We start from the raw sequence: 7636 nt of genomic DNA, 5'->3' as shown, positions 1-7636 counted from the left end.
CCAGCCGCGTACCCAACCTCTCAGGTCAGTACAGCTAGCGTCCAGCCGCCTCCCACCGCTCGCAGGCTCGCGGCGGGGCCCTCGGCGTCTAGACTGGGCCCATGCGCGTTCTCGAGGTCGACCATCCGCTCGTGGCCCACAAGCTCACCATTCTGCGGGACAAGAACACGCCGTCGCCGGTGTTCCGGCAGCTGACCGAGGAACTGGTCACGCTGCTGGCCTACGAAGCCACCCGGGACGTGCACACCGAGCCGGTGGAGATCGAGACGCCGGTGACCCGGACCGTCGGCACCGCGTTCACCAAACCGACCCCGCTGGTGGTGCCGATCCTGCGCGCCGGACTGGGCATGCTCGAGGGCATGACCAAGCTGGTTCCCACCGCCGAGGTGGGTTTCCTGGGCATGGCACGGAACGAGGAGACGCTTGAGGCGATCACCTATGCCGAACGGCTGCCGGCCAATCTGACCGGCCGCCAGGTTTTCGTGCTCGATCCCATGCTGGCCACCGGCGGGACGCTGCGCGAAGCCATTAAGTTCCTCTTCGCGCGCGGTGCCGCGGACGTCACCTGCATCTGCCTGCTGGCGGCTCCGGAAGGGCTGAAGGCGCTGGAGGAGGAACTGTCCGGCGCCAATGTCACCTTGGTGGTGGCCTCGATCGACGAGCGGCTCAACGAGAAGGCTTACATCGTTCCGGGCCTGGGTGACGCGGGCGACCGCCTCTACGGAGTTGCCCATTAGGCAGGCTTTGTTCACTATCTGTCCACATAGTGGTCGTTTTGCCAAAACGCAAAAGTTCTGATCTCACCCTGAAGGCGCCTCTGGTGCGTCTCCGCATGGTGAAAAACCGCGCCATTGCAGTAGAAAGTATGCTGCTCTTCTGAGCTCCGTGGGGCCCGTCACCATGTGAGCTGCGCCACAAAAACCCCGAATATCTCACTATGTGGAACGAAACGGCTTTTATTACTTGCACGTACTCATTGTTACGAGCAATATCGAAGGCGTGAACAACATCGCAACAGCATCTGCAGCCGCAGCCTTCCGCGTGAGACCGATCGTAGGACGGCAGTGCTGTTGCCGAATGCAGGCCTAGCTCCCCACCCCAGAGTTATCCAGGCAATTCTTCTGTCCGATGGCGGGCAACGACATCCCGTGCGGGCACACAATGCATTCGCGCCGCGGTGACGGCCATTCACACTATTGAGGTTAGAAATGTCAGTTTCATCCGGATACGTCCACATCTCCGTCCGCAATGCCCAGAACCGCGCCGCCGCTGCGCAGCGCCAGGGCGGCCCGCGGCATCTGGAACAGCAGCCGAACCGCGTGTTGCGCCCGGTCCCGGGGCAGGCCGGGCTGGACACTGCCCATCCGGCCACCGCGCCGACCCCCGTTATCGTTCCCAACGGGACGCCCGGCCCGCAGGCAGTCAGCAATGACACTGTGGCCCGCGGGTTTGTTTTGTATGTGGGCCTGGACGAAGCTGCCGCCGCAGCGGCCGGTACCTCGCTGACCCGGCTTGCCTCCCAGATCCGCTCCTATGTGCAGAGCCTGGCTCCCGCGGCGCAGAGCCATGCCGCCGTCGCGCTGGCGCCGGCCGATGCCCCGGGCGAGAACATCGACGTGGTCCGCCAGGCGCTGGGGGACCCCACGGCGGCGGCCCGCCGCCCCCGTACGGAACCGGCGCGCGCGCCGCAGCCGGTCCAGCAGGCCAGCCGCCCCAGCGGCGTGCTGATCGACCTGTCCCGCCGCGAGGTGCATCTGGACGGCGAGACCCTGAACCTGACGTTCAAGGAGTTCGAGCTGCTCAACTACCTGGTCGAGAACGCAACCCGCACGGTGGGGCGCGAGGAACTGCTCTCCGGCCTGTGGAAGAACGCCGACGAGGTCCCGAACGAGCGGACCATCGACGTGCACATCCGGCGGCTGCGCTCGAAGTTGGGGCGGTTGGCGAATACGGTGCGGACGGTGCGCGGGCAGGGGTACCGGTTCTACGAGCACCCCGAGGTTGTTGTCTGGGCCGCGCCGGAGTACTCGATCTAGCGTTACCTTTCGTCGCGGAACAGCTCCCGAACGGCGGCTTAGGAAATACTAAAGCCGCCGTCCTCGGGAGCTGTTCCGCATTTCCGTCCCCCGGCGCTTTCCTCTGCGCCTCCGTCAGAGTCCGTACTTCTCCAGGAGCCGCAGCCGGATTTCGCTGATGGTCGGGTAGCTGGGGACGGCGTGCCAGAGGCAGGTCAGGGGAATTTGCCCGACGACGGCGATGGTGGCCGCGTGCAGCAGTTCGGCGACGCCGGGACCGGCAAAGGTTATGCCGGCCACCTTGCGGTCTTCGTCCACCACCATCCGGGCCCAGCCTTCGTACCCGTCCGCGTACAGCGAGGAGCCCGCCACGGAAATCGGCAGCTCGGTCGCGGACATGTTGAGGCCGCGTTCCCGGGCCTTGTCTGCGGTCGGGCCACCATGGCCACCTCCGGGTCGGTGAAGACCACCGAGGGCACCGCCGCCTCGTCCGCCGTCGCGGCCCATGCGCTCCAAGGCTCCGGCCCGCCGTCGAGCCGGCCATCAGCCCCGGCCGCGATGGCATCGCCGGCGGCCCGGGCCTGGTATTTGCCCTGATGCGTCAACTGCGTCTTGCCGGCGGCGTACAGCCACCCGCCTTCCCGAGGCGGGACTGACTGTGGCTACAGTTCCCAGTCTCCTCCGGCGCCGCCGGTGTCGCCGAACCCATCGAAGAGGCCTCCGGCCTGGCCGGTAACTTCGTCCCCTGCGGCCGAGAGATCCTCGCCGGCGGCCGTTACGTTGTCACCCAGTCCATCCGCGGCCCCGGCGATGCCGTCACCGATATCGGAGAAACCTTCAAGCAGAGGACCGGCGATAGCCGAACCAATGAAGGCTCCGGCCACCCCGGCCAGCAGGCCTGCACCAAGGCCTCCGGCGGCTCCGGCGGCCAAGGCTCCTCCCATGCCGCTGCCGGAGCCGCGGCCCAGGGTCCTTTCCATGAATCCCGGCTGGGACACCTCTGCGCGGGTCGCGGCCCGGGCCAGATCCTCGGGCCGGTCCGACCGGGGACGCTCCGCAACCGGCAGGTGGCCGGCAAGTTCGGCCTGCAGCATCGACCGCTGCTGCGGAGTCAGCCTGGAGAAAGCCTCGGCATGGGCCCGCTCCATGTCTTCCGGAGGCGCGGTGCGAAGCATGTACTTGTACTTGGCAATGGCGGCCCGGTCGGCGTCCGTTCCCTGGGCCTGCGGCCGGTTCGGGCTGCGGTAATCCGCGGGCTGGCCGTAGCCGGCCTGGTTCTGGGGGTCGGCGGTGTTCCGCTGCTGTCCGGCGCGCTGGGACATCTGGTCCTTCACGTAGTTCCCGGCCATTTTCATGCCCTTGTGCAACAGCTTGTCGAACATTCCCATATTCCGCTCCTTACTCATCAAGGCCGGCGTAAACCGGCCGCCTACTTGTACAACTGCCGGCAGCCGGCGGCAGTTCCAACCGCCGCCCTTGGCCGGGCCTTGCCGGCTACCGGTCGGCGACCCGTTATGGCAGCCGCGTGGGCCTGAGCAGGGCGGGCGTGCCGGCCTGGTCGGGCTTGAGCGGGACCGGGCTGAGCAGTACGGCTGGGCCGCGGTGGAGGACACCGTCGGAGAGCGGCTGGCAGCGCAGGCCTCCCCGTCCGCGCATTGCGGCGTGGGCCCCGGGGGCCAGCACCCGGTCCATCCAGGCGCAGGGATGGGCCGGCCGCCCGCCCCGCAACCGCACGAGGGCGCCACGGGATTCCAGGGCGAACTCCTGGCCGACCAGCGGGGCCAGGTGGGCGCCACGCAGGATGACGTTGCGCCGGGTCAGCAGCGGGTCAAAGGCCGGGACGCCCAGGTCCGCGGCGATGGCCTCGAGGGCCTCGACGGCCATCAGGGTCACGGCCGCATCCATGTGCGCAGCCTTGCCGAAGAACCGGTCACCGACGATGCCCTTGCCGGCCACCAGTTCGACCCGGTCGGCATCCGCCGTCGGCACGTCCGCGGCGCCGTCCCGGGCGCGGCCGAAGTAGGCATGCCCGGGTGAGACGAGCAGGTGCAGGACCTCCACCGGGTACCTGTAGGTTTCCGTCATGCCGCCACCCCTCCATCCCTATTTCGCCATCGTCTCGAGGACGCCGATGGCCCTGCGGCCCAGACTGCCGAGGATATGCCGGTGCATGGCTTCCCGGGCATCGACGGTGTTGCCCGCGATGACGGCTTCGGCGATCTGGACGTGTTCTTCCTGGATACGGGCCCGGTCCTTGGCGGAGTCTTCCTGGTTCTGGAGGGCGATCTGGCGGTAGCGGTCTGCCTTGTCCCAGAGGCCGTCGAGGATGCCGATCAGGAGAGGGTTGTGGGATGAGAGGTAGATGGCGCGGTGGAACTCGCGGTGCGCTGCCATGGCGTCGAGGTCGGAGGCATCGTGCAGCGGGGTGAGCTTCTTGAGCGCCGTCCCGATCTTCGAGATGTCATCCGTTGTCCGGCTCGTGGCGGCCAGCGCCGCGGCCAGCGGGTCCAGGCTTTCCCTGATGACGTAGAGATTGCGCGCTTCGTCCGCGGTGAGCGGGGTGACTCTGGCATCGCGGTGGGATTCGAGTTGCACCATTCCTTCGGCAGCGAGCCGGCGGAGCGCCTCGCGCAGGGGGGTCGTGCTGACGCCGAGTTCCTGTGCCAGCACGGACTGGCTGAAGACGGCGCCGTGGGGAATCTCCCCGGCCAGGATACGCCGGCGGAGTTCATCGTAGGCGTAGGCACTCTTGGTCAAGGCGACGGGAGGGGTAGGCACTGTTCGCTCCTTATATGCCTTCCGGTGCCGGAAGCGGGTTCTTGGCTCTAGGTTACCCAGCCGGAGGAGGAGGCAGGCGATAGGATGTTATAGCTTATAACGGGCAAGGACCAGGAGGGACAATGGCCGCGGGAACCGGAACCATGGGAGGCACCGCCGTCATCGAGGTCGAAGGCCGCAGGTTCAGGGCAATCGATGTGCGGGCGGCCCTTCACGGCGACTTCGAGCGGCTGCCCGTGGTCCTGCGGCTGCTGGCCGAGAACACGCTTCGCAGGTCCTCGGCGGAGGAAGGTGTGCGGACCATCCGGAACCTCCGGCACTGGCTCAAGGACCGGACGTTGGAGGAGGAGCTCGAGTTCTGGCCCCAGCGCGTGCTTATGCATGACACCACCAGCACCCCGGCACTGGTGGACATCGCCGGGATGCGCGACTCTCTCGCGGAGGCCGGCGTCGACCCCTCGACGCTCAATCCCACGCTGCGCGTCGACGTGTCCATCGACCATTCCCTAGCCGTGGAGGAGTATGGGCGGCCGGACGCGGCCGGGCGCAACCTCGTCCACGAGTACCGACGCAACCGGGAACGCTACCGGTTCCTGAAGTGGGCGGCCCGGAGCATGGAAACCGTGCACATCAACCCCCCGGGCACCGGCATCATGCACACCATCAACCTCGAACAGCTCGCGACCGTCGTCACGACCAGGGACGCGGCCGACGGCGGGCTTCCCTGGGCAGTGCCCGACATGATGATCGGCACCGACAGCCACACCCCCATGGTCAACGGACTGGGCGTGCTGGGCTGGGGCGTCGGCGGGCTCGAAGCCCAGACCGTCATGTTCGGCATGCCAACCACCCTGCGGATCCCAGACGTGGTGGGCGTCAAGCTCACCGGATCCCTGCCCCGCGGCGCGACCGCGACCGACCTGGCCCTGACCGTCACCCAGCGGCTGCGCGCCCGGGGCGTCTCCGGCGAGTTCGTGGAGTTCTACGGCCCCGGCGTCTCGAACCTGACTGTCGGCCAGCGCGCCGTAGTGTCCAACATGGCCCCCGAATATGGCGCCACCACCGGATACTTCCCGATTGACCAGCACGTGCTGGACTACCTGCGCGACACCGGCCGCAGCGGGTTCCAGCGCCGCCTCGTCGAAACCTACGCCCGCGCCTGCGGCTTTTGGCTCGACCCCGAAGCCGAACCGGAATACACCTGGACCATCGCCGTCGACCTCTCGACGATCGAGCTGCGTGCGGCCGGCCCGCGCCGCCCGCAGGACCTGCTGGCCCTGTCCGGGATCCCCGCCGCCCTGCAGGGGGAGGACATCCCGGTCCGTGCTCCCGCACGGGACATGCCGGTTTTCCCCATCGCCCTGGCCGCCATCACCAGCTGTACCAGCACCACCGACCCCAGGCTCCTCATCGCAGCCGGCCTTGTGGCCCGCAAGGCCCGGGCCTTGGGCCTGCGCGTGCCGGAATGGGTCAAGACCTCGCTCGCCCCCGGATCGCCCGCCGCTGCCAGCTACCTCAAGCGGTCCGGATTGCTCGAGGAACTGGGCGCAGTCGGGTTCGACATCGTCGGGTTCGGCTGCACCACCTGCATCGGCAACCCAGGTCCCCTCCCGGCCCCGGTCAGGCAGAACCTCGACGCAGGCCGGATCCGGCCCGTCGCCATCCTCTCCGGCAACCGCAACTTCCCCGGCCGCATCCACCCGGACCTGGACCTGGGCTTCATCATGTCCCCGCCCCTCGTCGTCGCCTACGCACTGGCCGGACGTGCGGACATCGATCTCGCCACCCACGACTTCCGCGCCGGTGGCACCAAAGGAGCGCCGGTGGCCCTCGAGGACCTGCTGCCCACCCAGGCGGAGATCGATGAAACCTGGGAGGCCGGGCAGGATCCGCTGGACTTCGCCCGGGACTTCTCCGCCGCTGCGGGCCACCCCCTGTGGTCCGGCCTCGACGCGCCCGAGGCCCCCCGGTTCCCGTGGGACCCGGACTCCACCATCCTGCGCCGCCCGCCCTTTGCCTCCGCGACGCAGGGAAGCCAGCTCGGCCGCTATACAGCCCACCCCCTGCTGGTGCTCGGCGACGACATCACGACCGACCACATCTCCCCGGCCAGTGCCATTCCCGCCGACAGCTTCGCCGCGGACTTCCTGGTCGAGCGGGGCGAGGACCGGAACGACCTGAATGTCTTCGCCTCGCGCCGCGGCAACTGGGAGGTTATGCTGCGCGGCGGCTTCCACAACAAAGCCGTCGTGAACCGCCTCGGGGCAGGGATCCCCGGCGGGCTGCCGGTCGCCCACACGGTCCATGCACCCAGCGGCGAGGTCATGCCGCTGTGGGAAGCTGCAGAACGCTACCGCCGGGACGGCGACGCCGTGGTCATCGTCGCCGGGGAACGCTTCGGCACCGGCTCCTCCCGGGACTGGGCCGCAAAGGTCCAGCGGCTGCTCGGCGTGCGCGCCGTCGTCGCCGGCAGCTTCGAGCGGATCCACCGCTCCAACCTCATCGGCATGGGCATCCTGCCGCTCGTCGTCCCCGCGAACGTCCGCGGCCGGCTCCAGGACCTGCGCCCCGGGGACCGGATCGAAATCCACGCGGCCGCCGGGACCCTCGCACCTCGGGCCGGTGTCGCCGTCGTCCTGCACGGCGCAAACGGCGGCACCGAGGAATTCACCGCCCGCGCCGCCGTCGAAACCGAACTGGACGTGTCCCTACTGCGTGCCGGAGGCGTTATCCCCTCCCTGCTGCGCACCACCATCGACTCCGCGCGCCGGCAACGGAACGGAAACGAGACATTATGAACCGGACGGCGTTCACTGGTGACACGGAGACGGTGGGGCAAACCA

6 protein-coding genes and 1 pseudogene are annotated in these 7636 nt (G+C 68.5%); 3 read left to right on the top strand and 4 right to left on the bottom strand.

Going from position 1 to position 7636, the window contains the following annotated elements; all coding sequences use genetic code 11:
- Positions 1 to 101 precede the first annotated feature (101 nt).
- Entirely contained in the window at positions 102 to 737 is a 636-nt protein-coding gene (gene upp / locus HGG74_RS19860; protein WP_168489179.1) for a uracil phosphoribosyltransferase, read from the top strand.
- A gap of 471 nt (positions 738 to 1208) precedes the next feature.
- Positions 1209 to 2036, top strand: a complete 828-nt coding sequence (locus HGG74_RS19855) for a winged helix-turn-helix domain-containing protein (protein WP_168489177.1) — start codon at positions 1209 to 1211, stop codon at positions 2034 to 2036.
- A 114-nt stretch (positions 2037 to 2150) separates the two neighbouring features.
- On the opposite strand, the pseudogene HGG74_RS19850 reads toward HGG74_RS19855, so the two are convergent.
- From HGG74_RS19850 to HGG74_RS19835, 4 genes and pseudogenes are all read right to left on the bottom strand, one after another.
- Positions 2151 to 2653: pseudogene (locus HGG74_RS19850) on the bottom strand (oxidoreductase dimerization domain-containing protein); the annotation flags it as partial.
- Positions 2654 to 2677: 24 nt separating this feature from the next.
- Positions 2678 to 3403, bottom strand: coding sequence for a hypothetical protein (locus HGG74_RS19845; protein ID WP_246263100.1), 726 nt, complete (start codon positions 3401 to 3403; stop codon positions 2678 to 2680).
- Between the two features lie 124 nt (positions 3404 to 3527).
- Positions 3528 to 4100 carry an MOSC domain-containing protein gene (locus HGG74_RS19840; RefSeq protein WP_168489175.1) on the bottom strand — a complete coding sequence of 191 codons (573 nt, stop codon included), beginning with the start codon at positions 4098 to 4100 and terminating at the stop codon, positions 3528 to 3530.
- An 18-nt stretch (positions 4101 to 4118) separates the two neighbouring features.
- A complete protein-coding gene (locus tag HGG74_RS19835; RefSeq protein WP_168489172.1) occupies positions 4119 to 4793 on the bottom strand; it encodes a GntR family transcriptional regulator in 675 nt (224 codons plus the stop codon).
- Positions 4794 to 4915: 122 nt separating this feature from the next.
- Here HGG74_RS19835 and acnA point away from each other — a divergent pair, with 122 nt between their 5' ends.
- Entirely contained in the window at positions 4916 to 7591 is a 2676-nt protein-coding gene (gene acnA / locus HGG74_RS19830; protein WP_205762236.1) for an aconitate hydratase AcnA, read from the top strand.
- Positions 7592 to 7636 lie beyond the last annotated feature (45 nt).

The sequence above is a fragment of the Arthrobacter mobilis genome, from assembly GCF_012395835.1.
Taxonomy (GTDB): Bacteria; Actinomycetota; Actinomycetes; order Actinomycetales; family Micrococcaceae; genus Crystallibacter; species Crystallibacter mobilis.
Note: the sequence above shows the minus strand (reverse complement) of the source record. Positions and strands in the feature narration are given on the sequence as shown.